Source organism: Variovorax sp. 679, assembly GCF_003952185.1.
GTDB lineage: Bacteria > Pseudomonadota > Gammaproteobacteria > Burkholderiales > Burkholderiaceae_C > Variovorax.
In genome coordinates this window covers 143,694-165,157 of the sequence record NZ_RXFS01000007.1, presented here as the reverse complement: position 1 = coordinate 165,157, position 21,464 = coordinate 143,694, and the positions used below count along the sequence as shown (strand labels likewise).

19 protein-coding genes are annotated in these 21,464 nt (G+C 67.5%); 12 read left to right on the top strand and 7 right to left on the bottom strand.

Features of this window, described 5'->3' with window-relative positions; translation table 11 throughout:
* Position 1: 1 nt before the first annotated feature.
* Positions 2–499, bottom strand: a complete 498-nt coding sequence (locus tag EJO71_RS19200; RefSeq protein WP_125950427.1) for an Lrp/AsnC family transcriptional regulator — start codon at positions 497–499, stop codon at positions 2–4.
* A gap of 175 nt (positions 500–674) precedes the next feature.
* Between EJO71_RS19200 and EJO71_RS19195 the strand changes: the two genes are divergently transcribed.
* From EJO71_RS19195 to EJO71_RS19175, 5 genes are all read left to right on the top strand, one after another.
* Complete coding sequence (locus EJO71_RS19195) at positions 675–4,286, top strand: indolepyruvate ferredoxin oxidoreductase family protein (protein ID WP_125950428.1); 3,612 nt, start codon at positions 675–677, stop codon at positions 4,284–4,286.
* Between the two features lie 289 nt (positions 4,287–4,575).
* Positions 4,576–4,905: a preprotein translocase subunit YajC gene (gene yajC, locus EJO71_RS19190; protein WP_125950429.1), complete on the top strand. Its 330-nt coding sequence runs from the start codon at positions 4,576–4,578 to the stop codon at positions 4,903–4,905.
* A gap of 78 nt (positions 4,906–4,983) precedes the next feature.
* Positions 4,984–6,867 carry a protein translocase subunit SecD gene (gene secD, locus EJO71_RS19185; protein WP_125950430.1) on the top strand — a complete coding sequence of 628 codons (1,884 nt, stop codon included), beginning with the start codon at positions 4,984–4,986 and terminating at the stop codon, positions 6,865–6,867.
* A gap of 22 nt (positions 6,868–6,889) precedes the next feature.
* Positions 6,890–7,843, top strand: coding sequence for a protein translocase subunit SecF (gene secF / locus EJO71_RS19180; protein WP_125950431.1), 954 nt, complete (start codon positions 6,890–6,892; stop codon positions 7,841–7,843).
* A 159-nt stretch (positions 7,844–8,002) separates the two neighbouring features.
* Entirely contained in the window at positions 8,003–10,396 is a 2,394-nt protein-coding gene (locus EJO71_RS19175) for a DUF1631 family protein (RefSeq protein WP_125950432.1), read from the top strand.
* On the opposite strand, the gene EJO71_RS19170 is transcribed toward EJO71_RS19175, so the two are convergent.
* The 3 genes from EJO71_RS19170 to EJO71_RS19160 form a co-directional block, all read right to left on the bottom strand.
* The gene (locus EJO71_RS19170; RefSeq protein ID WP_125950433.1) at positions 10,393–11,343 is read right to left on the bottom strand and encodes an IS481 family transposase; all 951 of its coding nucleotides are present in this window, start codon (positions 11,341–11,343) and stop codon (positions 10,393–10,395) included. The genes EJO71_RS19175 and EJO71_RS19170 overlap by 4 nt on opposite strands.
* 224 nt (positions 11,344–11,567) lie before the next feature.
* A complete protein-coding gene (locus EJO71_RS19165; RefSeq protein ID WP_125950434.1) occupies positions 11,568–12,086 on the bottom strand; it encodes a DUF494 domain-containing protein in 519 nt (172 codons plus the stop codon).
* 56 nt (positions 12,087–12,142) lie between these two features.
* Entirely contained in the window at positions 12,143–13,045 is a 903-nt protein-coding gene (locus tag EJO71_RS19160) for a LysR family transcriptional regulator (RefSeq protein ID WP_125950435.1), read from the bottom strand.
* Positions 13,046–13,245: 200 nt separating this feature from the next.
* On the opposite strand from EJO71_RS19160, the gene EJO71_RS19155 reads away from it, so the two are divergent.
* Both EJO71_RS19155 and EJO71_RS19150 read left to right on the top strand, forming a co-directional pair.
* Positions 13,246–14,232, top strand: coding sequence for a zinc-binding dehydrogenase (locus tag EJO71_RS19155; RefSeq protein WP_125950436.1), 987 nt, complete (start codon positions 13,246–13,248; stop codon positions 14,230–14,232).
* Positions 14,233–14,264: 32 nt separating this feature from the next.
* Positions 14,265–14,747, top strand: coding sequence for an SgcJ/EcaC family oxidoreductase (locus tag EJO71_RS19150; RefSeq protein WP_125950437.1), 483 nt, complete (start codon positions 14,265–14,267; stop codon positions 14,745–14,747).
* Here EJO71_RS19150 and dprA read toward each other — a convergent pair.
* Both dprA and EJO71_RS19140 read right to left on the bottom strand, forming a co-directional pair.
* Positions 14,744–15,886 (bottom strand): DNA-processing protein DprA, encoded by a 1,143-nt coding sequence (gene dprA / locus EJO71_RS19145; protein ID WP_125950438.1) that lies wholly within the window; start codon positions 15,884–15,886, stop codon positions 14,744–14,746. The two genes, EJO71_RS19150 and dprA, sit on opposite strands and share 4 nt — an antisense overlap.
* Before the next feature lie 34 nt (positions 15,887–15,920).
* Positions 15,921–17,138, bottom strand: coding sequence for a LysM domain-containing protein (locus EJO71_RS19140; protein WP_125950439.1), 1,218 nt, complete (start codon positions 17,136–17,138; stop codon positions 15,921–15,923).
* Between the two features lie 159 nt (positions 17,139–17,297).
* Here EJO71_RS19140 and def point away from each other — a divergent pair, with 159 nt between their 5' ends.
* Genes def through EJO71_RS19115 form a run of 5 tightly spaced genes read left to right on the top strand, consistent with a single transcriptional unit; the run spans position 17,298 to position 20,371 of the window.
* Positions 17,298–17,816: a peptide deformylase gene (def, locus tag EJO71_RS19135; protein ID WP_125950440.1), complete on the top strand. Its 519-nt coding sequence runs from the start codon at positions 17,298–17,300 to the stop codon at positions 17,814–17,816.
* Positions 17,817–17,821: 5 nt separating this feature from the next.
* Entirely contained in the window at positions 17,822–18,331 is a 510-nt protein-coding gene (locus tag EJO71_RS19130) for a hypothetical protein (RefSeq protein ID WP_240651459.1), read from the top strand.
* Positions 18,328–19,287, top strand: coding sequence for a methionyl-tRNA formyltransferase (gene fmt, locus EJO71_RS19125; RefSeq protein ID WP_125950441.1), 960 nt, complete (start codon positions 18,328–18,330; stop codon positions 19,285–19,287). Before EJO71_RS19130 ends, fmt begins: the two co-directional genes overlap by 4 nt.
* Positions 19,287–20,027 carry an AzlC family ABC transporter permease gene (locus EJO71_RS19120; RefSeq protein ID WP_125950442.1) on the top strand — a complete coding sequence of 247 codons (741 nt, stop codon included), beginning with the start codon at positions 19,287–19,289 and terminating at the stop codon, positions 20,025–20,027. Before fmt ends, EJO71_RS19120 begins: the two co-directional genes overlap by 1 nt.
* Positions 20,028–20,059: 32 nt before the next feature.
* Positions 20,060–20,371, top strand: coding sequence for an AzlD domain-containing protein (locus EJO71_RS19115; protein ID WP_093055509.1), 312 nt, complete (start codon positions 20,060–20,062; stop codon positions 20,369–20,371).
* Between the two features lie 100 nt (positions 20,372–20,471).
* On the opposite strand, the gene EJO71_RS19110 is transcribed toward EJO71_RS19115, so the two are convergent.
* Entirely contained in the window at positions 20,472–21,446 is a 975-nt protein-coding gene (locus EJO71_RS19110; protein WP_125950443.1) for a tripartite tricarboxylate transporter substrate binding protein, read from the bottom strand.
* Positions 21,447–21,464: the final 18 nt, after the last annotated feature.

Here is a 21,464-nt window from a genome sequence, read left to right as displayed (position 1 = left end):
GCTAGGACGCGCGCTGCCGGGCGGCGCTGCCCAGGTGGCCCAGCGGCAGCGCGCTGCTGGCCTTCACCTCGCCCAGCGAGAAGCTGGTGTGCAGGTCCTTCACGTTCGGCAGGTTCATGAGGTGCTGGCGCGCGAAGGCCGAGAAGCTGTCGAGGTCCTGCGCCACCACCTGCAGTTCGAAGGTGCCGGTGCCGCTGATGTAGTGGCAGGCGATCACGTCGGGCAGCTTGCGGATCGCGTCCTCCAGCTTGCGCGTGGCCTCGTGGGTGACGCGCTCGGTGTCCACGCGCACGAAGGCGAGCACGCCCAGCCCGATCTTGTGGCGGTCGATCTCGGCGTGATAGCCCTTGATGAAGCCCGCCTCCTCCAGCGCGCGCACCCGGCGCCAGCAGGGCGCCGCCGAGAGGCCCACGCGCTGCGCAAGCTCGGCGTTGGTGAGGCGCCCATCGGCCTGCAGTTCTTGCAGGATTGCGAGGTCGAACTTGTCAATGCTTTCCATGGATGGCGATGTTAAGCAAGATTCTTTCTGGATACGCGTTTTTCCCGGCAAAGAACGCAAACACCTGTCGCGGACCCCGGCATACACTTTGCGGGATCATGGGCTCGTGCCCTACCCGGGCACAGACCCAGAAACAGCCAGGCCCACGAGGCCCTGCCAAACGGAGACAGACGACATGAATGCACCGCTACCCGCGCACATTCGCAAGGCCCTAGAAACCGTCACGCTCGACGACAAATACTCCCTCGACTACGGCCGCGCCTTCATGAGCGGCGTCCAGGCCCTCGTGAAGCTGCCCATGCTGCAGCGGCTGCGCGACCAGCAGGCCGGCAAGAACACCGCCGGCTTCATCAGCGGATACCGCGGCTCCCCGCTCGGCGGCTACGACCAGGCGCTGTGGAAGGCCAGCAAGTTCCTCAAGGAACAGAACATCGTCTTCCAGCCCGGCGTGAACGAAGAGCTGGCCGCCACCGCGCTCTGGGGCACCCAGCAACTGGGCTTCTCTCCGCAGGGCACCAACAAGTTCGACGGCGTCTTCGGCATCTGGTACGGCAAGGGCCCGGGCGTGGATCGCTGCTCCGACGTGTTCAAGCACGCCAACATGGCCGGCACCACCCAGTACGGCGGCGTGATCGCGGTGGCGGGCGACGACCACATCTCCAAGAGCAGCACGGCCGCGCACCAGAGCGACCACATCTTCAAGGCCTGCGGCACGCCGGTGTTCTTCCCGGCGAACGTGCAGGAAATCCTCGACCTTGGCATCCACGCCTTCGCGCTGAGCCGCTTCTCGGGCGTGTGGTCGGGCATGAAGACGATCCAGGAGATCGTCGAGTCGAGCGCCACGGCCATGATCGACCCCGAGCGCGTCGAGATCGTCATTCCCACCGACTTCGAGATGCCGCCCGGCGGCCTGCACATCCGCTGGCCCGACCATGCGCTGGAGCAGGAAGCCCGGCTCATGCACTACAAGTGGTACGCCGCGCTGGCCTACATCCGCGCCAACCGGCTCAACCACAACGTGATCGAGGGCCCGAACGACCGCTTCGGCATCATGGCCAGCGGCAAGGCCTACAACGACACCCGCCAGGCACTGATCGACCTGGGCCTGGACGACGCGGCCTGCCGCCAGCTCGGCATCCGCCTGCACAAGGTGGGCGTGGTGTGGCCGCTGGAGGCGCAGCTCACGCGCCAGTTCGCCACAGGCCTGCAGGAGATCCTGGTGGTGGAAGAGAAGCGCCAGGTCATCGAATACCAGCTGAAGGAAGAGCTCTACAACTGGCGCTCCGACGTGCGGCCCAACGTGGTCGGCAAGTTCGACGAGGGCGAGGTGCACGCGGCCGAGGGCTACTCGGGCGGCGAATGGTCGATGCCCAACCCGACCGCGCACACGCTGCTGCGCGCCAACGCCGACCTGAACCCGGCGCTCATCGCCAAGGCCATCGCCACGCGCCTGAAGAAGACCGGCCTGCTGGCGGCAGCCGGCGCCGACATGACCGCGCGCATCGACGCGCAGCTCGCCATCCTCGAGGCCAAGGAGCGCTCGATGGTGGTGCAGCAGGCCTCCACCGGCGTGGCAGACGCCACGCGCCAGCCCTGGTTCTGCTCGGGCTGCCCGCACAACACCAGCACCGTGGTGCCCGAAGGCTCGCGCGCGATGGGCGGCATCGGCTGCCACTTCATGGCGACCTGGATGGACCGCTCCACCATCGGCTTCACGCAGATGGGCGGCGAGGGCGTGCCATGGGTGGGCCAGCAGCCCTTCACGACCGACCAGCACATCTTTGCCAACCTGGGCGACGGCACGTACTTCCACAGCGGCCTGCTCGCCATTCGCCAGAGCATCGCGGCGGGCGTGAACATCACCTACAAGATCCTCTACAACGACGCGGTCGCCATGACCGGCGGCCAGCAGGTCGGCGAGCGGCCCGAGGGCCATTCGGTGCTGCAGATCGCCGAGAGCCTGCATGCCGAGGGCGCCAAGAAGGTCGTCATCGTCACCGACGAGCCCGAGAAGTACGAGGGCGTGAACATCCCCGGCGACCACGTGCAGGTGAAGCACCGCGACCTGCTCGACGACGTGCAGCGCGAGTTCCGCGCCATCGCCGGCACCACGGCCATCATCTACGACCAGACCTGCGCCACCGAGAAGCGCCGCCGCCGCAAGCGCGGCACGGCCGTCGATCCGGCCAAGCGCGTGGTCATCAACGAGCTGGTCTGCGAAGGCTGCGGCGACTGCAGCGTGCAGAGCAACTGCCTGAGCGTGGAGCCGCTGGAGACCGAGTTCGGCCGCAAGCGCACCATCAACCAGAGCAGCTGCAACAAGGACATGAGCTGCCTGAAGGGCTTCTGCCCGAGCTTCGTGACCGTCGAGGGCGGCCAGCTCAGGAAGAAGGGCAAGAACAAGGCAGGCACGCCGGCCGAGTTCGGCCTGCTGCCCGAGCCCGCGATTCCGTCGCTGGCCGGCGGCAAGGTCTGGGGCGTGGTGGTGGCGGGTGTCGGCGGCACCGGCGTGATCACCATCGGCCAGCTGCTGGGCATGGCCGCGCACATCGAGGCCAAGGGCATCGTCACGCAGGATGCGGCCGGCCTCGCGCAGAAGGGCGGCGCCACCTGGAGCCATGTGCTCATCGGCGACACGCAGGACGATATCCGCACCACGCGCGTGGGCACGGCGGCGGCCGACCTGATCCTGGCCTGCGACCCGCTGGTCACGGTGAACGCCGAGACCATGGCGCGCATGCGCGAAGGGCGCACGCACGTGGCGCTCAACAGCCACAGCTCGCCGACGGCCGCCTTCGTGCGCAACGCCAACTGGAAGAACCCGGAAGAAGCCTGCGCCGCCGAGATCGCGCGCGCCGTGGGCATCGACGGCGTGGGCAGCTTCGACGCGGATGCCGCCGCGACCACGCTGATGGGCGACACCATCTACGTCAATCCGATGATCCTGGGCTACGCCTGGCAGAAGGGCTGGATCCCGCTGGCGCACGAGTCGCTGATGCGCGCCATCGAGCTGAACGCGGTGGCCATCGAGAACAACAAGGCGGCCTTCGAATGGGGCCGCCAGGCGGCGGTGCGTCCCGAAGAGTTGCAGAAGCGCGTGCGCCCGGGCCAGGTCATCGAGTTCAAGAAGCGCGAATCGGTCGAGAGCATCGTTGCGCGCCGCGTGGAGTTCCTGACGGGCTACCAGAACGCGGCCTATGCCGAGGAATACAGGCAGTTCGTGGGCAAGGTGCAGCAGGCCGAGTCGGCCGCCGGCAAGAGCATGGCGCTGACCGAGGCTGTCGCGCGCTACCTGTTCAAGCTGATGGCGTACAAGGACGAATACGAAGTCGCCCGCCTGCACACCGACCGCGCCTTCCTCGACCGCGTCGAGGGCATGTTCGAGGGGGACTACAAGCTCAACTACCACCTGGCTCCGCCGATCATCGCGAAGAAGAACTCCAAGGGGCAGCTGCAGAAGCAGAAGTTCGACCCGTGGATGCTGACCGGCTTCAGGTTCCTCGCGAAGCTCAAGGGCCTGCGCGGCACGGCGCTCGACGTCTTCGGCCGCACGGAAGAACGCAGGACCGAGCGCGCGCTGATCGGCGAATACCGCGCCAGCATCGAGGAAGTCATCGGCGCCCTGCGTGCCGACAACCACGCGCTGGCGCTGGAGATCGCCGGCCTGCCCGAGCAGATCCGCGGCTACGGCCACGTGAAGGACCGCAACCTGGCGGCGGCCCGCGCCCGCTGGAGCGAGCTGATGTCCAGGTGGCGCAACCCGCAGGCGCCGCGCGCGGCGGCCTGATCTTCAGGTCCGGTTGATCGTATCGAGGGCGCCCCACGGGCGCTCTTTGCTATTGAAAGCGTAGCAAGGCGCGGTCGATCCCGATTGCAGGAAAGCCCTCCCCACTGCGCCGGATAAGCGCGCAAAGCGGCCATCCGCGCCGAATACAATGCCCGGTGCTGTGCGCGGCCGAGCCCCGCCGCGCTTTGACTCCCGGCCTGCATCCCACGCAGCCGCGAAGCCCAAGGGACTGCGGGTGTCGCCCGCGCTTCCATACGTTTTCTTTCTCTTCCCTCTGCTGGAGACTCTCTTGTTCATTTCCTCTGCTTTCGCCCAGACCGCGCCCGCTGCAGGCGGCGGCGACATGATGTCCTCGCTCGGCAGCATGCTGCCCCTGGTGCTGATGTTCGTGGTGCTGTACTTCGTCATGATCCGGCCCCAGATGAAGCGCCAGAAGGAAGCCCGCGCCATGATCGAGGCCCTGGCGAAGGGCGACGAAGTCGCCACCGCCGGCGGCGTGCTCGGCAAGATCACCTCGCTGGGCGACCAGTACCTCGGCCTCGAGATCGCCAACGGCGTCGAGATCAAGATCCAGCGCAGCGCCGTGGTGCAGGTCCTGCCCAAGGGCGCCGTCAAATAAAAGCGTGAGCTGAACCTTGCGCCTTGCGGCGCAGGCCCCAGATCACGCCGTGTTCCGTTTCAGAAAAAGCGCTTTCTCATGAACCGTTACCCGGTCTGGAAGTACGCGATCATCGTGGTCGTGCTGCTCGTGGGGCTCATCTACGCCCTGCCCAATTTCTTCGGTGAAGCGCCTGCGGTGCAGGTGTCGGCGGCGAAGTCCACCGTCAAGATCGACGCGTCGACCCAGGCCAAGGTGCACGAGCTGCTCAAGACAGCCGGCCTCGAGCCCGACCTGCTGAGCCTCGAGCCGACCGCGGTGCGGGCGCGCTTTGCCACCACCGACGACCAGATCAAGGCGCGCGACACGCTGCAGCAGGCGCTGGTGCCCGACGCGGACGACGCCTCCTACACGGTGGCGCTGAACCTCGTGTCGCGCTCGCCCTCGTGGCTGACGGCGCTGCATGCCTTCCCGATGTACCTGGGCCTCGACCTGCGCGGCGGCGTCGACTTCCTGCTGCAGGTCGACATGCGCGGCGTGCTCGACAAGAAGGCCGAGTCCTTCGCCGGCGACATCCGCTCGAGCCTGCGCGAGAAGAAGGTGCGCGGCAGTGCCGTGAACCGCAACGGCCAGACCGTCGAGGTCACGCTGCGCGACGCCGACAGCGTGGAAATCGCCCGGCGCCTGATCCAGGACCAGATGCCCGACCTCAGCACCGTCGAGACCCAGCAGGGCAACGAATGGCGCATCGTGGCGAGCATCAAGCCCGAAGCCGCCCGCCGCTTCCAGGACGCGGCGCTCAAGCAGAACGTGACCACGCTGCACAACCGGATCAACGAACTCGGCGTAGCCGAGCCGGTAATCCAGCAGCAGGGCATCGACCGCATCGTCGTGCAGCTGCCCGGCATGCAGGACCCGGCCCAGGCCAAGCGGATCATCGGCCGCACCGCCACGCTCGAAATGCGCATGGTGGACGAAAGCGCCGAAGGCCGCGCCGCCGAACTGAGCGGCGGCCCGGTGCCCTTCGGCTCCGAGAAATTCCTCGACCGCTCCGGTCGACCGGTGATAGTGAAGAAGCAGGTGCTCGTCACCGGCGAGAACCTCACCGACGCGCAGCCCGGCTTCGACCAGCAGAGCAACCAGCCCAAGGTTGACCTGACCATGGACTCGAAGGGCGGCAGCATCATGAAGCAGGTCAGCATCGAGAACTACAAGAAGCGCATGGCCATGCTGATCTTCGAGAAGGGCAAGGGCGAAGTGCTCACGGCTCCCTCGATCAACGGCGAACTCGGCAATCGCTTCCAGGTCTCGGGTTCGATGACCGTGGCCGAGGCCAACGACCTCGCGCTGCTGCTACGCGCCGGCTCGCTGGCCGCGCCGATGGAAATCATCCAGGAACGCACCATCGGCCCGACGCAGGGTGCGGAGAACATCAAGAAGGGCTTCGACAGCGTGATGTACGGCTTCGCCGCGATCATGGTGTTCATGTGCATCTACTACGCGCTGTTCGGCCTGTTCTCGTCGATCGCGCTGGCCGTCAACCTCATGCTGCTGGTGGCCATCCTCTCGATCCTGCAGGCCACGCTCACGCTGCCCGGCATCGCGGCCATGGCGCTGGCCATCGGCGTCGCCATCGACTCCAACGTGCTGATCAACGAGCGCGTGCGCGAGGAACTGCGCAACGGGGCGTCGCCGCAGGCGGCCATCCACGCGGGCTACGAACGCGCCTGGGGCACCATCCTGGACTCCAACGTGACCACGCTGATCGCGGGCATCGCGCTGCTGGCCTTCGGGTCGGGCCCGGTGCGCGGCTTCGCGGTGGTGCACTGCATCGGCATCGTCACCTCGATGTTCTCGGCCGTGTTCTTCTCGCGCGGCCTCGTGAACTTCTGGTACGGCCAGAAGAAGAAGCTCAAGACGGTGTCCATCGGCACGGTCTGGCGCCCCGCGGCTGACGGCACGGCCGTGGCCGAGACGAAGTAAGAGGCAAAAGGGACGCACAGCCATGGAATTCTTCCGCATCCACAAGACCATCCCGTTCATGCGCCACGCGGTGGTGCTGAACATCGTTTCCGTCGTCACCTTCGTACTGGCGGTGTTCTTCCTGTTCCACCGCGGCCTGCACCTGTCGGTGGAGTTCACCGGCGGCACGGTGATGGAAGTCGCCTACACGCAGTCGGCCGACGTCGGCAAGGTCCGTGAAATCGTCGGCACGCTGGGCTACACCGAAGTGCAGGTGCAGAGCTTCGGCAAGTCGGTGCAGATCCGCCTGCCGGTGAGGAAGGGTGCAACCTCCGCCCAGCAGAGCGCCGAGGTGATGAACGCGCTGAAGGCGGCCGAGCCCACGGTGGAGCTGCGCAGCAACGAGTTCGTCGGCCCGCAGGTGGGCGACGAGCTCACCACCAACGGCCTGAAGGCCCTCGCCATGGTGGTCGTCGGCATCATGATCTACCTGGCGTTCCGCTTCGAATGGAAGTTTGCGCTGGCTACTGTTCTGGCGAACCTGCACGACGTGGTGATCATCCTGGGCTTCTTCGCCTTCTTCCAGTGGGAGTTCTCGCTGGCGGTGCTGGCGGCGGTGCTGGCGGTACTGGGGTACTCGGTGAACGAATCGGTCGTGATCTTCGACCGCATCCGCGAGAACTTCCGCCGCTACCGCAAGATGTCGACCACCGAGATCATCGACAACGCGATCACCTCGACCATCAGCCGGACCATCATCACCCACGGTTCCACCCAGCTGGTGGTGCTGTCGATGTTCTTCTTCGGCGGCCCTACGCTGCACTACTTCGCCCTGGCGCTGACCATCGGCATCTGCTTCGGCATCTACTCGTCGGCCTTCGTGGCGGCGGCGATCGCCATGTGGCTGGGCGTGAAGCGCGAGGACCTGGTCAAGGGCGGCCCGGCCAAGCGCGACGGCGGCTCCGAGGACGACCCGAACGCCGGCGCCGTCGTCTGACGGATACTTCAGGGTTCAACAACAGGACGGCGGCGGCAACACCGCCACCGCGGTTCGCATGCAACGCCGGGCACTTCCACACTTGTGCGGTAGCCCGTCCCGATGCAAGCTCGCGGTTGTTGCCGACGAACAGACCACCCTGGCCCTTCCGATTTTTCAATGAGCACTGCGCGGTCCGCCTCTTCCCTGCAGCTCGCACGCGAGACGCGTGAGCGTTTCGTATCGGCCACGGAAGGCGCCATCGTGCCGCTGGCCCGCGCGATCCGGGACCGGCTGACGGCATTGGCCACCGAGGCCGGCACCGCCCGCGCCATGCAGGAGAACCGCGACGACTTCGTCGCGTTCCAGGGCCAGGCCACGCAGTGGGTCACGCTTTCCCAGACTGGCTGGCGCAAGGCGCTGGCCGCCTCCGGCGGCGCGTCGAGCATGCCTTCGGCGCTGCGGCTCGAGCTGATCGGCGACGAGGTGGTCGAGAGCAACATCCTCTCCTCGCGCCTCGCCCAGCTGATCCACGACAAGGCCAGCTTCGAGCTCAGCGACCTGCGCCTGCGCATCCAGCACCTCGAAGGCACCACCGAACTCGACGCCAAGGACGTGCTCAAGCCCGAGACGCTGGCCAAGCTGCTGGTCGAGCAATGGCTCGCGGTGGGCCTGAGCCGCGGTCTCTGGACCCGCGTGCAGGACACCGTGCAGCAGGGCCTGGTCGACGTGATCGTCAAGGCCTATGAGAACGCCAACGCCTACCTGATCGCCAACGGCGTGATGCAGGAGATCGACCTCAAGAGCTTTGTCCGGCGCACGGGCAGCGCAGGGGGAAGCGGCGGCGGTGGTGGCGGATCGGGTGCCGCTCCGGTCGACAGCGGGATCTCCGGTGCGCCCCAGAACATGCAGCGGACCGGTTTCAGCTTCGATCCCCAGCAGATGTCCGTGCCGACCACCGCGGCCCCCACGTCGACCATGAGCACCTCGCCGCTGACGATTGCGCGGCAGCGTGCCCAGACCGCGCTGCTGAGCCTCAAGCGCTTCGTGACGGCACGCATCGGCGGTGATGCGGGCGGCGGCGCCGGGCCGTTCCAGACAGCGGGAGCAGGCGGGGACGGCCGTGCCACGGGCCCGGGCGGCCAGCCGGGCCAGGGCGGCGGGGCGCCGCGCGCTTTCTCCAGGACGTTCGCGGGCGCCATTGCCGAAGCCGAGGTCGCCTACCGCATGGCCGCCACGCAGTACATGGAAGGCGCGGGCGAACAGGCCACGCTGATGCAGCAGACGGCCGTCGACCTGCGCCGGCGCACCGCCGAACTCAAAAAGCGCGCGCCCACCACGGCCGACAAGGCCACGGTCGAGATCGTGGCGCTGATGTTCCAGGCGATCCTTGCCGAGGAGCGCATCCCGTTCTCGGCCCGCGTGTGGTTCGCGCGCCTGCAGATGCCGGTTCTGCGCGTGGCCATCGCCGAGCCCGAGTTCTTCGGCACCCTGCAGCATCCCGCGCGCATGCTGATCGACCGCATGGGCTCGTGCGTGATGGGCTTCGACGCGGCCGCCATCACCGGCAGCGCGCTCGAAGGCGAGATCCGCCGCGTGGTGCAGGTGATCGAGCAGTACCCCGAGACCGGCCAGCGCGTATTCAAGCTGGTATTCGACGAATTCGTCGCCTTCCTCAACCGCTACCTGACGCAGAGCGACACCACGCAGCGCGTGATGAGCGTGGCGCAGCAGGTCGAGCAGAAGGAAACGATGGCGATCCAGTACACCATCGAGCTGCGCAAGATGCTGAACGACATGCCGGTGCGCGACGAGATCCGGGAGTTCCTCTTCAAGATCTGGGCCGAGGTGCTCGCCATTGCCGCGCTGCGCTATGGCGCGCAGGGCGAGCAGACCGTGATGCTCAAGCGCGTGGCCTCCGAGCTGGTGTGGGCCGCGAGCGCCAAGCCCAACCGCACCGACCGCGCCCGCGTCATTCAGGACCTGCCGCAGCTGCTGCAGCGCCTGCGCCAGGGCATGGCGCTGCTGGGCATCGTCGACGAGCCGCAGGAAGCGCAGATCAAGATCATCGGCGCCACGCTGTCCGACGCCTTCCTGTCGAAGACCGAGGCGATTCCGCAGGCCAAGATCGAAGCCATGGCCGAGCGCCTGGCGCACCTCGAAGACTTCGTGAGCGACGTGGGCGGCACCGCCGACCTGCCGCTCGACGCCCAGAGCATCGAACTGCTGCTGGGCGTGGACGCTGCGTCGATCGAAGTCATTCCCGACACCGCCGGTGCCAAGGTGCCCGAGGACATGATCAGCTGGGCGCACGAGCTGCAGGTGGGCAACTGGTTCATGCTCGACCACAACGACCGCGTGAGCCAGGTCCAGTTCGTCTGGCGCAGCGAGCGCAAGCAGCTGCATCTTTTCGCGTCGGGGGATGGACGCAGCTTCCTGATCCAGGCCGGGCGCCTGGCGACCTACCTGCAGGCCGGCCTGCTGGTGCCGGCCGAAGAGGAAACGCTCACGGTGCGCGCCACGCGCGAAGCGCTGGCGAAGCTCGACGCGAATCCCGAGCGTCTCCTGAACTAGCTGTGAAGCGTCAAGAGGTTGTTTCTTGACGAGTTGAGTCTGGACATAGGTGCGATGCCGCCAATGCCGCTGTGCGGGCGATGCCAGTTGTAGTGGTGCTGCCAGTCTGCCAAGGCGTCGATTCGTTGGGCTGAGTTCTGGTAGGTCCAGCCATAGGCCCACTCACGCAACGCGGACTGGATGAACCTCTCGGCTTTGCCGTTGGTCTGCGGCCGGTAGGGCCGCGTGAAGCTGTGCTTGATGCCGAGTTCGATGCAAGTCGACCTGAACTCTCGCGAGCGGAACGCCGAACCGTTGTCCGTCAGCAGTCGTTGCACGGCAATGCCCAAGCGGGCGTAATAAGCCACGGCATTGCGCAGGAACAGGGCTGCCTGCGCCTGCTTCTCGTCTGGATGCATGGCGGTGAAGGCCACCCTGGCGTGATCATCGATCGCCACGAACAGCGTCTCCCAGCCTGCCCCATCGACCGAGTCGCGCCGGTTGCCCGTGACGCGATGGCTGGGTCGCACGATGCGTCCAAGCTTCTTGGTGTCGATATGCAGCAGACTGCCCGGAGCTTCGTGCTCATAACGCACGATCGGCTCGGCAGGCTCCAGGTCGCTCAGCTTGGACATGCCTGCTCGCGCCAGCACGCGGCTAACGGTCGAGGCCGAGACGCCCACGCTGCGTGCAATGCGTGCCTGCAACATCCGACGCTTGCGCAGCTCGACGATGAGCAAGGCCTTACCCGAGTCGATGGCCCTGGGCGAGCGTGCTGGCTTGGAAGATGCATCGGCCAAGGCGGCTTCTCCGCCTGCCAAGTACCGCCCAAGCCACTTCCTGGCCGTGGGTGCAGTGACACCGTGCGCAGCTGCAGCGCTCACGGCATCCAAGCCTTCCAAAGTCATCTGCTTGACCATCTCGATTCGGCGGGCAAAGGTAAGTCGGGCATGCTTATGGGTGTTCATCCGGTTGGGCGTCCTGAGTGGATTGGGTGTTTGGCGACTTCCAGTCTCTCAAACCCAATCCGGATGAACACCGGATACAACCTATTGAAGCTTCACAACTAGCCGGCCGGGCTCCCGCTCTTTTCCAGGAACACCGAGGAACCGGCTTTGCCGGGCCTCCGGTGTTGCCCCCGGTAGGGGGTTGGCGTAGCGGACACGAAGTGCCGCGCAGCCTGGGGGCGAACCTAGTGTGCCGTGCGGCCTTCGCGGCTCTCGCAGAGTTCGTCGAGCACCAGCGCATCGGGCTCGATGCCGGTGCTCCAGTGAACCATCAGCACGATGATCTTCAGCTCGTCGAGCGCGACCGGATCGCCGGGGGCGGCCATTGCGCGCTCGATGACGATCTCGCGCAGCCCGCAGGGCAGCACGTCCGAGGATTCGAGAAAACGGATGAAGCCGAGGCACTCGGCACCCAGGTGCTCCTGCTCGGCCTGCGAGTACACGCGCATCGCGTTGCCGGACTGAGGCAGGGCCGCAGGGGGCGCTCCGGACAGCACGACCGTGGCGGTGGCCTCGTCGTCGGCGCTGTGCTCGATCTGCATCCCTTGCGTTGCAAGGCTGAGGCCGTCGAGCCAGTGAAGGGCTTCGCGGATCTCCTCCGCCTCGAAGCCGTGAGCACTGAGCTTGCGGCCCAGTTGTTCGGCTTCGGGGCAGGCATCGCCGCGCCAATAGTTTTCGTACACAAAAACAAGCACTTCGAACATGGACCCAATATAGCCGACGTTCGTGCAATGTCGATTGGTGCAGGCATCTGCTGCGGTCATCGCTGCCGGGCCCTGGCCGGCTCGGCATGCAGGTACGCAGCCACATGCTGCCGGCAGAAGTCCAGGTAGGCCCGCACGATGCTGGACGGGTGGCGGTGCGATGGATAGAGCAGGTGGACGACCTGCTCGGGAAGCTGGTGCCTGGCGAGCAACGGCTCCAGCCGGCCTTTTTCGATTTCCCGCTGCGCGAGGAACGGCGGCAGCTCGGTGATCACTTCACCGTCGGTGGCCCGGGCCCGAAGATGCAGGTAGTCGTTCGTCGTCAACACGGGCGTGGGCTCGAACTCCTGCTCGCCGAGCCGCCACACGCTGCGGCTGCCCGGTTCGGCGGACCACATCGCGCAGGGAAAGCGATGCAGGTCGTCGATCGATCGCGGCTTGCCCAGCCGCTTGAGCAGCGCTGGAGATGCGACCAGCATGTGCCGGTAGGCAGCAACGCGACGCGCCACCATCGATTCATCGGCAACGGCTCCCACCCGCAGCGCCACGTCGATGCCGTCATGCACGAGGTCGACACGGCGCTCGGTCGAATACACGCTCACCCGGATCTCCGGAAACTGATTCTGGAAGTCCTGCAGTAACGCCCACCAGGGCTCGAAGGCCGGGGGCAGCGAAAGCCTGAGCCGTCCCTTCAGCCGCGCCTGGTCGCTGCGGATCGCCTCCTCGCCCTCGGCCAGTGTCTCGAGTCCCCGGCTTGCGTGCTCGTACAGCCGCATCCCGGCATCCGTGAGCTGGATGCCGCGCGCCGAGCGCTCCAGCAGCTGCACGTTGACCTGCTGCTCGAGCTGCCGGATGCGCCGGCTCAGCGTCGGCAGCGGGATGTCCATTCGTGCCGCCGCGGCCGACAGGCTGCCCGACTGGACGGCGTTCACGAACATCAGGGTGGCGTTGAGGTCCATTTTCAGATTCTCAAATATGGAAGGATGGTTGCCGGATTCGTTCATTCCATTCTGGATTCGAGACTCCTAGAGTTCAAGCCACGCAGAGACGCAAGGGGCCCGAACCGATGTTCGAAGAGGCGATGGCCCCGGGTGCCGAGCTGCGTTGCTCATCAACCGTGGTGCGCTTCGGGCGCCATTCACTCCCAAGGAGAATCGAAATGAAGGCTTATGTGATCGAACGTGCGGGCGGCCCCGAGGCTCTGCAGTTGCGCGATATCCCGTCGGTGCCCCCGGGTCCGGACGAAGTGCGCATCCGCGTGCGCGCATTCGGGCTGAACCGCGCGGAGCTCTATCGTCGCGCCGGAAAGATGGGGCCCATCGAAGGCCAGGTCGTGCCGGGCATCGAGGCCGTCGGCGAAGTGCTGCAGGACCCGTCGGGCGTCTTCCGTCCCGGCCAGCGCGTCGCCACCGCGATGGGCGGACTGCAGTTCACCCGCAACGGAAGCTACGCCGAGGAAGTGACCGTGCTGCGCGGCAACGTCGTGGACCTGCAGGCGACCACGCTTTCGTGGGAAGAGCTGGCGGCACTGCCCGAGAGCTACCTGACGGTCTGGGGCGCGCTGGGACGGCTGATCGATCATGACCCCGGCCAGACGCTTCTGGTGCGCGGCGCCACCTCCGGCGTCGGGCAGGCCGGCGTGGCGTATGCCAAGGCTCGCGGACTCAAGGTCGTCGCCACGACGCGATCCGCGCAGAACGCGTCGCGGCTGAAGGCGATCGGCGCCGATGCGGTGGTGGTCGACACGGGCGAGATCGCCGGCAAGCTGCGCGATGCCGCGCCGCAGGGCATCGACGTGGCCCTGGAGGTCGTCGGCGCCGCGACCGTGCGCGACAGCCTAAAGGCCCTCAAGCCCTTCGGCACCGCCGTCGTGATCGGCCTGCTGGGCGGTGCGCCCGTGCTGGAGAACCTGCAGCTGATGAGCGACCTTCCGCAGGCCACGCGCCTGGCGTTCTTCGGCAGCGGCATGCTCGGTACACCGGCCCTGCCGCTGGACGACGCCCCCCTGTCCTGGATCGCCGAGCGGGTGGCGCACGTGGCCATGCCTTCGCTGCGGGTCCAGACCTTCGACTTCGACGATGTCCGGCGCGCGCACAGCCTGATGGAGAGCGACGGCGCGCTCGGCAAGCTGGTGGTGCGCGTCTGAGCGGCAGGCTGCAGCAAACAAGGAGCCGAGCCATGAACCGCTTTTTTCGCAAGATGCTGGTGGCCGCAGCGGCGGCCATGGTGCTGCCGGGCGTTGCCTTTGCTGCCGATGGCGACGACGCGCAGGCCGTCCGCAGGCAATTGCTGCAGTACGAGCAGGCGCTCAACGCGTCGAGCACCGACAAGGTGATGGCGCTCTACGCCGCGGACGCCGTCTTCATGCCGCAGAACAGCATGCCCGCCGTTGGTCGCCAGGCCGTCAGGGAGAGCTACGACCGCGTGTTCGGTGCGATCAGGCTGAACGTCCGGTTCGAGATCGACGAGGTGGGGGTTCTCTCGCCGGGCTGGGCCTATGCCCGCACGCGCTCCAACGGGACCGTGCAGGTGCTCGGCAGCGCAGCGCCGCCCGGACCCGAGTCCAACCAGGAGCTGTTCCTGCTGCACAGGGAGCCGGATGGCCAGTGGCGCTTTGCGCGCTACATCTTCTCGGCCACCACGCCTCCCGCTCAGCGCTAGGTGGCCGCCACCCGCTGGAAGAGCCCGCCGGGAAGCCGCGAGACATGGCCGTCGAGTTCGAGTTCGAGCATCTTCGCCTGGAGTGCCGCGGCACTCCAGCCGGTGCGCGCGCCGAGGGCGTCGAGGCTCACCGGTTCATGGCCGAGGGCCTCCAGCAGCGGGTTGTCCGCCCGAGGCGCCGCGCTCGCACCGTTGGGCGCGGGCGCAGCCGCAATGCGCGGAGCCTGCAGGGGCGGCAGCTCCTCGAGGATGTCGCCCACCGACTCCACCAGCTTCGCGCCCTGGCGGATCAGCGCGTGACAACCGCGCGATTGCGGCGAATGGATCGAACCGGGGATCGCGAACACCTCCTTGCCCTGCTCGGAGGTGAGCCGCGCGGTGATCAGCGAGCCCGACTGCAGCGCCGCCTCGACCACCAGCGTGCCGCGCGCCAGCCCGGCGATGAGCCGGTTGCGCTTCGGAAAATTCTGCGTGAGCGGCGGCGTACCCAGCGGCAGCTCGCTCACGATCAGCCCCTGCAGCGTGATGCGGTGCGCGAGGTCGCGGTGCCGTGCGGGATAGACCCGGTCGAGCCCGGTGCCGACCACGGCCACTGTCGCGAGCCGGTGCACATCGCCCGCCGCGTCGAGTGCGCCCAGGTGCGCCGCGCCATCCACGCCAAGTGCCAGCCCCGAGACCACTGGCAGTCCGGCCTCGCCGAGCGCCCTCGCGAAGCTGCGCGCATTGGTCGCGCCCTGCGGCGTGGGGTTGCGGCTGCCCACCACGGCGATGCTGTGGCCGAGCTGCGTGAGATCGAAGTCGCAGGCGCCGAGCACGTAGAGCATCAGCGGCGGATCGGCCATTTCGAGCAGGGAGGCCGGGTAGCCGGCGTCGCCGAGCGTGACCACGCGGCGCGAGACCTGGTCGTCGCCCGCCTGCAGCCATTGCCAGGTCAGGTCGATCTGGGCCTGCAGGCCGGTGGGCGGCTGCATCAGCGCCTCGGCCTGCGCGTGCGAGACGACCTCGCGCAGCGCGGCATCGGGCTGCGCGAAGATGCGCTCGGGCAAGCCGAAGGCCGCCAGCAGGCGGCGTGCGGCACCGTCGCCGATGCCGGGCGTGAGCGAAAGTCGCAGCCAGCCTGCGAGTTCTGCGCGTTCCAAACGAGTGTGCGAGAAGAAAGGCCGGAGTCGCGGGTCAGGGATTGACGAGGAAGTCGCCGGCGCGCGGAGTGTCGTTGATTTCGAGCACCAGCGCGTACGAAACTTTCTCGAAGGTGCGGAACACCATCAGCAGGCCGATGCGTTCGTTCGGCAGCTTGATGGTTTCCTTGCGGGCACCGGTGCGGTCGAGGATGGTCTCGCCGTTCTTCAGGATGGCCAGCACGTGGCCGTTGTCGATGCCGTCGCGCGTGCCCTTGTTGATGGCCACCACCTGGTTCTGCGCCGCGAACTGCACCGCGTTGCCGTAGACCGAGATGATGCGGCCGTCGACCTGCGTCGACGGGGCACGCGGCACGTAGCTCAGCAGCTGGCGCGGCGGCTCCGGCAGCAGGCGGTCGCCGGCGCGCATTTCCTCGCGCGAGGCAATGATGTCGATGCTGGCGGGCACCACCGTGATGAGGTCCTTGTCCTCGACCGTCTCGACGGTGGTCGACTCGCCGCGCTGCAGGCGGGCCTTGCCCAGGTACTGCGCCTCGTAGCCGAGGATCTCGCCCGTGCCCGGGTCCTTCAGCGGCGTGGCGTTGCGGAAGATGCGGAAGTTCTGCACCGGGCCCGGCACCTCGACCAGCGGCGCCTCGGCGGTGCCGCGGGCATAGGCCCGGTCGCCGCGCGACAGCAGCACGCGGCTGTCGTTGCCTGCAACGATGCGCGGCGCGGCCTCGAGCGTGCCGGCGTCGACCACGATGGGTTCGCTCAGGAAGGGTTCGATGATGCTCGGGTTGAGCGTGGGCAGCGCCATGCCGGCCAGCGAGTCGAAACGGGTGCGAGGTGACAGCTTGATGGTGCCGCCGTCGCCGCTCGTGCCGCCGCGGCGCATGGTCAGGCGGGCGCGGCCGCCGCTCTTGTCGAGATAGAGCACCTGGCCCGGGTAGATCCGGTGCGGGTTGGCGATCTCATTGATGTTCATGCCCCACAGCTCCGGCCAGCGCCAGGGGTGCAGCAGGTAGAGGCGGGAGATGGCCCAGAGCGTGTCGCCGGACTTGACCGTGTACTCGTCGGGCGCCTTGGGCGACAGTTCGCTCAGCGGCACGCCGGCCTGGGCCGTCTGCTGCGCGGTGGCGCGCTGCTGCTGGGTGATGGGGTAGTTCTGAGCCCAGGCCGTCGTGGCGCCGCAACTGCCGATCACCGCCAGGGCTGTCAGCGTGGCAAGGAGGGAGGGGCGCTGGCGTTCGGTGAGTCTGAGCTTTTTCATGTCTGGATGGGTGAGCGCGCGACGTATCGCTGCGCATACGAATCTCACAATTTGCTACGAATTCTGCGCTGAAGCCCTTGGGAGGGCAACGTTTTCGGGCTCCCGTGGCGCGTGTCGTCGCGGAATTGGCGAAAATAGCCACAACTTTCCCCCGATTTCATGGCCAAACGAAACATTCTGAGTTACCCGGACAAGCGCCTGCACACCGTGGCCAAGCCGGTGCAGGGCGTCGACGCGCGCATCAAGACCCTGGTCGCCGACATGCTGGAAACCATGTACGACGCCAACGGCATCGGTCTGGCCGCGACCCAGATCGACGTGCACGAGCGCCTCGTCGTGATCGACGTGTCCGAGGAGCGTAACCAGCCGATCGTGCTGATCAACCCCGAGATCACCTGGGCCAGCGAAGAGAAGGTCGTGAACGAGGAAGGCTGCCTGTCGGTGCCGGGCATCTACGACGGCGTGCTGCGTTCCACCTCGGTGAAGGTGCAGGCGCTCGACGAGAACGGCGAGATGCGCACCATCGAGGCCGAAGGCCTGCTGGCCGTATGCATCCAGCACGAACTCGACCACCTGCTGGGCAAGGTGTTCGTCGAATACCTCTCCCCCCTGAAGCGCAACCGCATCAAGAGCAAGCTGCTGAAGCAGCAGCGCGAAGAACTGCGGGAACGAGCCTGAACGCCATGACCATGCGGCGCTTCGGCTCCCTTGCGGCATTGGCGGTTTGCGCGGTCGCGGCGCTCGGGCTCGCAGGTTGTGCCAGCGAACCCACGCGCGTCCAGCCCGGCGCCACCGCCGCCGACACCCTGCAGCGCCTGGGTGCGCCCACCGGCCGCTACCCGCTCAACGGCGGCGGCGAGCGGCTGCAGTACTCGCGCATGCCGGCCGGCTTCGAGGTCACCGACATCGACGTCGACGCCTCCGGCAAGGTCGTCTCGGTGACGCAGGTGCTCAGCGAGGCGCGCTTCGGCCAGGACATCAAGGTCAACCAGTGGCGCCAGAACGACGTGATGGCCTTCTACGGCCGCCCCTATGAAATCACCCGCGTCAGCTCCTTCGACGGCGCTGTCTGGACCTGGCGCTACAAGGCCGTGAACGAGCGCCGCATGCTGTACATCTACATCGATCCGACCGGCGTGGTCCGGCGCTATCACACGGGGGACGATCTCGAATTCGATCGGATCCGGGATTGAGCCGCCTCAGAGTCGTTTTCGCGGGCACGCCCGAGTTCGCGCGCGTCGCGCTCGAAGCCATCGCCGCCGCCGGCCATGAGGTCGTGCTGGTGATGAGCCAGCCCGACCGCCCCGCCGGCCGCGGCATGAAGCTGCAGGCCTCCCCCGTCAAGCAATGCGCCGTGGCCAACGACTGGCCCGTGGCCCAGCCGCGCAGCCTGCGCCTGGACGGCAAGTACCCCGACGAAGCCTCGGCCGCGCGCGACACCCTGCTGGCCGCGAAGCCCGACGTGATGGTGGTCGCCGCCTACGGCCTGATCCTGCCGCAGTGGGTGCTCGACCTGCCCGTGCACGGCTGCCTCAACATCCACGCGAGCCTGCTGCCGCGCTGGCGCGGCGCCGCGCCGATCCACCGCGCCATCGAGGCGGGCGACGCGCAGACCGGCATCACCATCATGCAGATGGACGCCGGCCTCGACACCGGCGACATGCTGCTGCGCGAGGCCGTCGACATCGCCGCCGGCGACAACACCGCCCGCCTGCACGACCGCCTGGCCGACCTGGGCGGAAAGATGATCGTCGAGGCATTGGCGCGCATCGGCTCGCTCGTCCGCACGCCGCAGCCGGCCGAAGGCGTCACCTACGCCAACAAGGTCGAGAAGCACGAGGCGCTGGTCGACTGGGCCCAGCCCGCCGACGCCATCGTGCGGCGCGTGCTCGCATTCGATCCGTTCCCTGGCGCCAACAGCCCGCTGGACGGCGAAACCGTCAAGCTCTGGGCGGCCCATGCGGCGGCGTCGGCCGAACAGGTGGTGCCGGGCACCATCCTCGCCGTGAACGACGCCGGCGTGACCGTGGCCGCCGGCAACGGCTCGGCTCTCATCGTCACCGAACTCCAGCGACCGGGCGGCAAGCGCCTGGCCGTGGCCGATTTCCTGCGCGGCTTCGATCTGAAGCCCGGGCAGGCGTTCGGCTGATGTTCCTCTCGCAAAGCATCCGCAGCCGCCCCGAATTCCGCATCGGCGTGCGCGACATGACCCCGGTGGCGATGGGCATCGGCGCCTGGGGGCTGATGACCGGCGTGGCCATGGTGAAGTCGAACATGAGCCTGGTCGAGGCGGTGGCGATGACGCTGCTGGTCTACGCGGGCAGTTCGCAGCTCGCGGCCATCCCGCTGCTCTTTGCCGGCGCGCCGGCCTGGGTGATCCTGGCCACGGGCTTTTGCGTGAACCTGCGCTTCGTGGTGTTCAGCCTGCACCTGCGGCCCTACCTCATGCACATGCCGCGCTGGCGCCGCATGCTGCACGGCTACCTCACGGCCGACATGAGCTATGCGCTCTTCACGAAGAAGTACCCGAAGCCGCCGCTGACCGTCGCCGAGCAGGAAGCCCAGGAGGCCTACCTCACCGGCAACTACTTCGTGACTTGGGGCGCCTGGATGGGCATGAGCCTGCTGGGCATCGCGCTGGCCAACTTCATTCCCCAGAGCTGGGGCCTGGGCTTCGCGGGTGTGCTGAGCCTGGTGGCCATCGTCTGCTCGATGGCGACGACGCGCCTGCGCGTGCTGGCCGCGTTGATCGCCGGCGCGACGGCCGTGGCGGCCTATGCGCTGCCGCTGAAGCTCAACATCGTGGTCGCCATCGGCGTGGCGGTGCTGATCTGCTTCTGGCTCGAGAAGCAGTTCGGCCTCGACCCGACGGCGGAGGACGACAAGTGAGCACCGCGAACGCGACCACCGACTGGTGGACCATGGGCGTGATCGTCGGGCTGGCCCTGGTCACCGTGCTCACGCGCTGCTTCTTCTTCATCCTCGACCGGCCCTGGGGCCTGCCCGAGTGGGCGCACCGCGCGCTGCACTACGCGCCGGCCGCCGCGCTCGCGGGCGTGATCGCGCCCGAGATCGTCATGACGCAGGGCCACCTGATCACCACGCTGCACGACGCGCGCCTGTACGCGGCGGTGGTCGGCGCGGCCTACTTCTACTGGCGGCGCGGTGTGCTGGGCACGATGCTCGCGGGCATGGCTGTGTACCTGCCGCTGCACCTCGGTCTGGGCTGGTAGGCGGCCGCCGCCGGGCCGCCCCAAGGCGGGCCGCGCCTCCCCCTCGGGGGGTGGAGTTACACGCAGCGAAGCGAAGTGAAAAGCCGGGGGGCTCCGGTTTCTAGTCGAGCTTCACGCCGGCCGCGGCGATGATCTTGCCCCAGCGATCGCTCTCCGCCCGCGAGAGCTTGTAGAAGTCCTGCGGCGTCCCCGGCAGCGCCTCGAAGCCGAAGTCCGCGAACAGCTTCGTCACCTTCGGTGCCTTCATCGCCTTGTGCAACTCGGCGTTGATTCGCGCCACCGCCTCGGGCGGCATGCCGGCCGGGCCGATCAGGCCGTGGAAGGCGTAGGCGTTGACGTCGCTGAAGCCGGCCTCGACGAAGGTCGGCACGTCCGGCAGGGCGCTCGCGCGCTGCGGCAGCGCAATGGCCAGCACCCGCACCTTGCCCGACTTGATGATCGGCAGGCCCGAGGCCAGGTCCAGCATCATCGTCGGCACCTGGCCGCCCATCACGTCGGTCATGGCCGGCGCCGCGCCCTTGTAGGGTACGTGCGTGATCGTCAGGCCGGCCTTCTGCTTGAAGAGCTCCATCGCCATGTGATGCGGCGAGCCATTGCCGGGCGAGGCGTAGCTCACCTTGTCGGGGTTGGCCTTCACGTAGCGCACGAACTCCGCCACGTTCTTCGCGGGAAAGTCGGGGTGCACCACCAGCGCCACCGGAAAGCGGCCGATGGTGCCGATGTAGGTGAAGTCGCTCGCGGGCTTGTACGGCAGCTTGGCGAACATGTGCTCGTTGAAGAGCAGCGCGGCGTTCTCGGCCTGCATGATCGTGTAGCCGTCGGGCTTGGCCTGCATCATCACGCCCACGCCGATGTTCGTGGACGCGCCCGGCCGGTTGTCGATGATGAGCGGCTGCCCCAGCGACGGCTGCATCGCCTCGGCCAGCGTGCGCGCGAGGTTGTCGGTGCCGCCGCCGGCCACGTAGGGCACGATCCATTTGATCGGCTGGGTGGGGTAGGCCGCCGGTTGCGCCGATGCGAAGGGGGAAGTGGCCAGCGCCAGGGCCGCGGCCAGCAGGGGAAGGAATCGCTTCATCGTCTCTTGTCTCCGTTG

Bases quoted from the DNA above. Each gene is read 5' to 3' on its own strand.
- EJO71_RS19200 (WP_125950427.1), bottom strand. From the start codon at position 499: ATGGAAAGCATTGACAAGTTCGACCTCGCAATCCTGCAAGAACTGCAG.
- EJO71_RS19195 (WP_125950428.1), top strand. From the start codon at position 675: ATGAATGCACCGCTACCCGCGCACATTCGCAAGGCCCTAGAAACCGTC.
- secD (WP_125950430.1), top strand. From the start codon at position 4,984: ATGAACCGTTACCCGGTCTGGAAGTACGCGATCATCGTGGTCGTGCTG.
- secF (WP_125950431.1), top strand. From the start codon at position 6,890: ATGGAATTCTTCCGCATCCACAAGACCATCCCGTTCATGCGCCACGCG.
- EJO71_RS19175 (WP_125950432.1), top strand. From the start codon at position 8,003: ATGAGCACTGCGCGGTCCGCCTCTTCCCTGCAGCTCGCACGCGAGACG.
- EJO71_RS19170 (WP_125950433.1), bottom strand. From the start codon at position 11,343: ATGAACACCCATAAGCATGCCCGACTTACCTTTGCCCGCCGAATCGAG.
- EJO71_RS19165 (WP_125950434.1), bottom strand. From the start codon at position 12,086: ATGTTCGAAGTGCTTGTTTTTGTGTACGAAAACTATTGGCGCGGCGAT.
- EJO71_RS19160 (WP_125950435.1), bottom strand. From the start codon at position 13,045: ATGGACCTCAACGCCACCCTGATGTTCGTGAACGCCGTCCAGTCGGGC.
- EJO71_RS19155 (WP_125950436.1), top strand. From the start codon at position 13,246: ATGAAGGCTTATGTGATCGAACGTGCGGGCGGCCCCGAGGCTCTGCAG.
- EJO71_RS19150 (WP_125950437.1), top strand. From the start codon at position 14,265: ATGAACCGCTTTTTTCGCAAGATGCTGGTGGCCGCAGCGGCGGCCATG.
- EJO71_RS19140 (WP_125950439.1), bottom strand. From the start codon at position 17,138: ATGAAAAAGCTCAGACTCACCGAACGCCAGCGCCCCTCCCTCCTTGCC.
- def (WP_125950440.1), top strand. From the start codon at position 17,298: ATGGCCAAACGAAACATTCTGAGTTACCCGGACAAGCGCCTGCACACC.
- EJO71_RS19130 (WP_240651459.1), top strand. From the start codon at position 17,822: ATGACCATGCGGCGCTTCGGCTCCCTTGCGGCATTGGCGGTTTGCGCG.
- EJO71_RS19120 (WP_125950442.1), top strand. From the start codon at position 19,287: ATGTTCCTCTCGCAAAGCATCCGCAGCCGCCCCGAATTCCGCATCGGC.
- EJO71_RS19115 (WP_093055509.1), top strand. From the start codon at position 20,060: ATGGGCGTGATCGTCGGGCTGGCCCTGGTCACCGTGCTCACGCGCTGC.
- EJO71_RS19110 (WP_125950443.1), bottom strand. From the start codon at position 21,446: ATGAAGCGATTCCTTCCCCTGCTGGCCGCGGCCCTGGCGCTGGCCACT.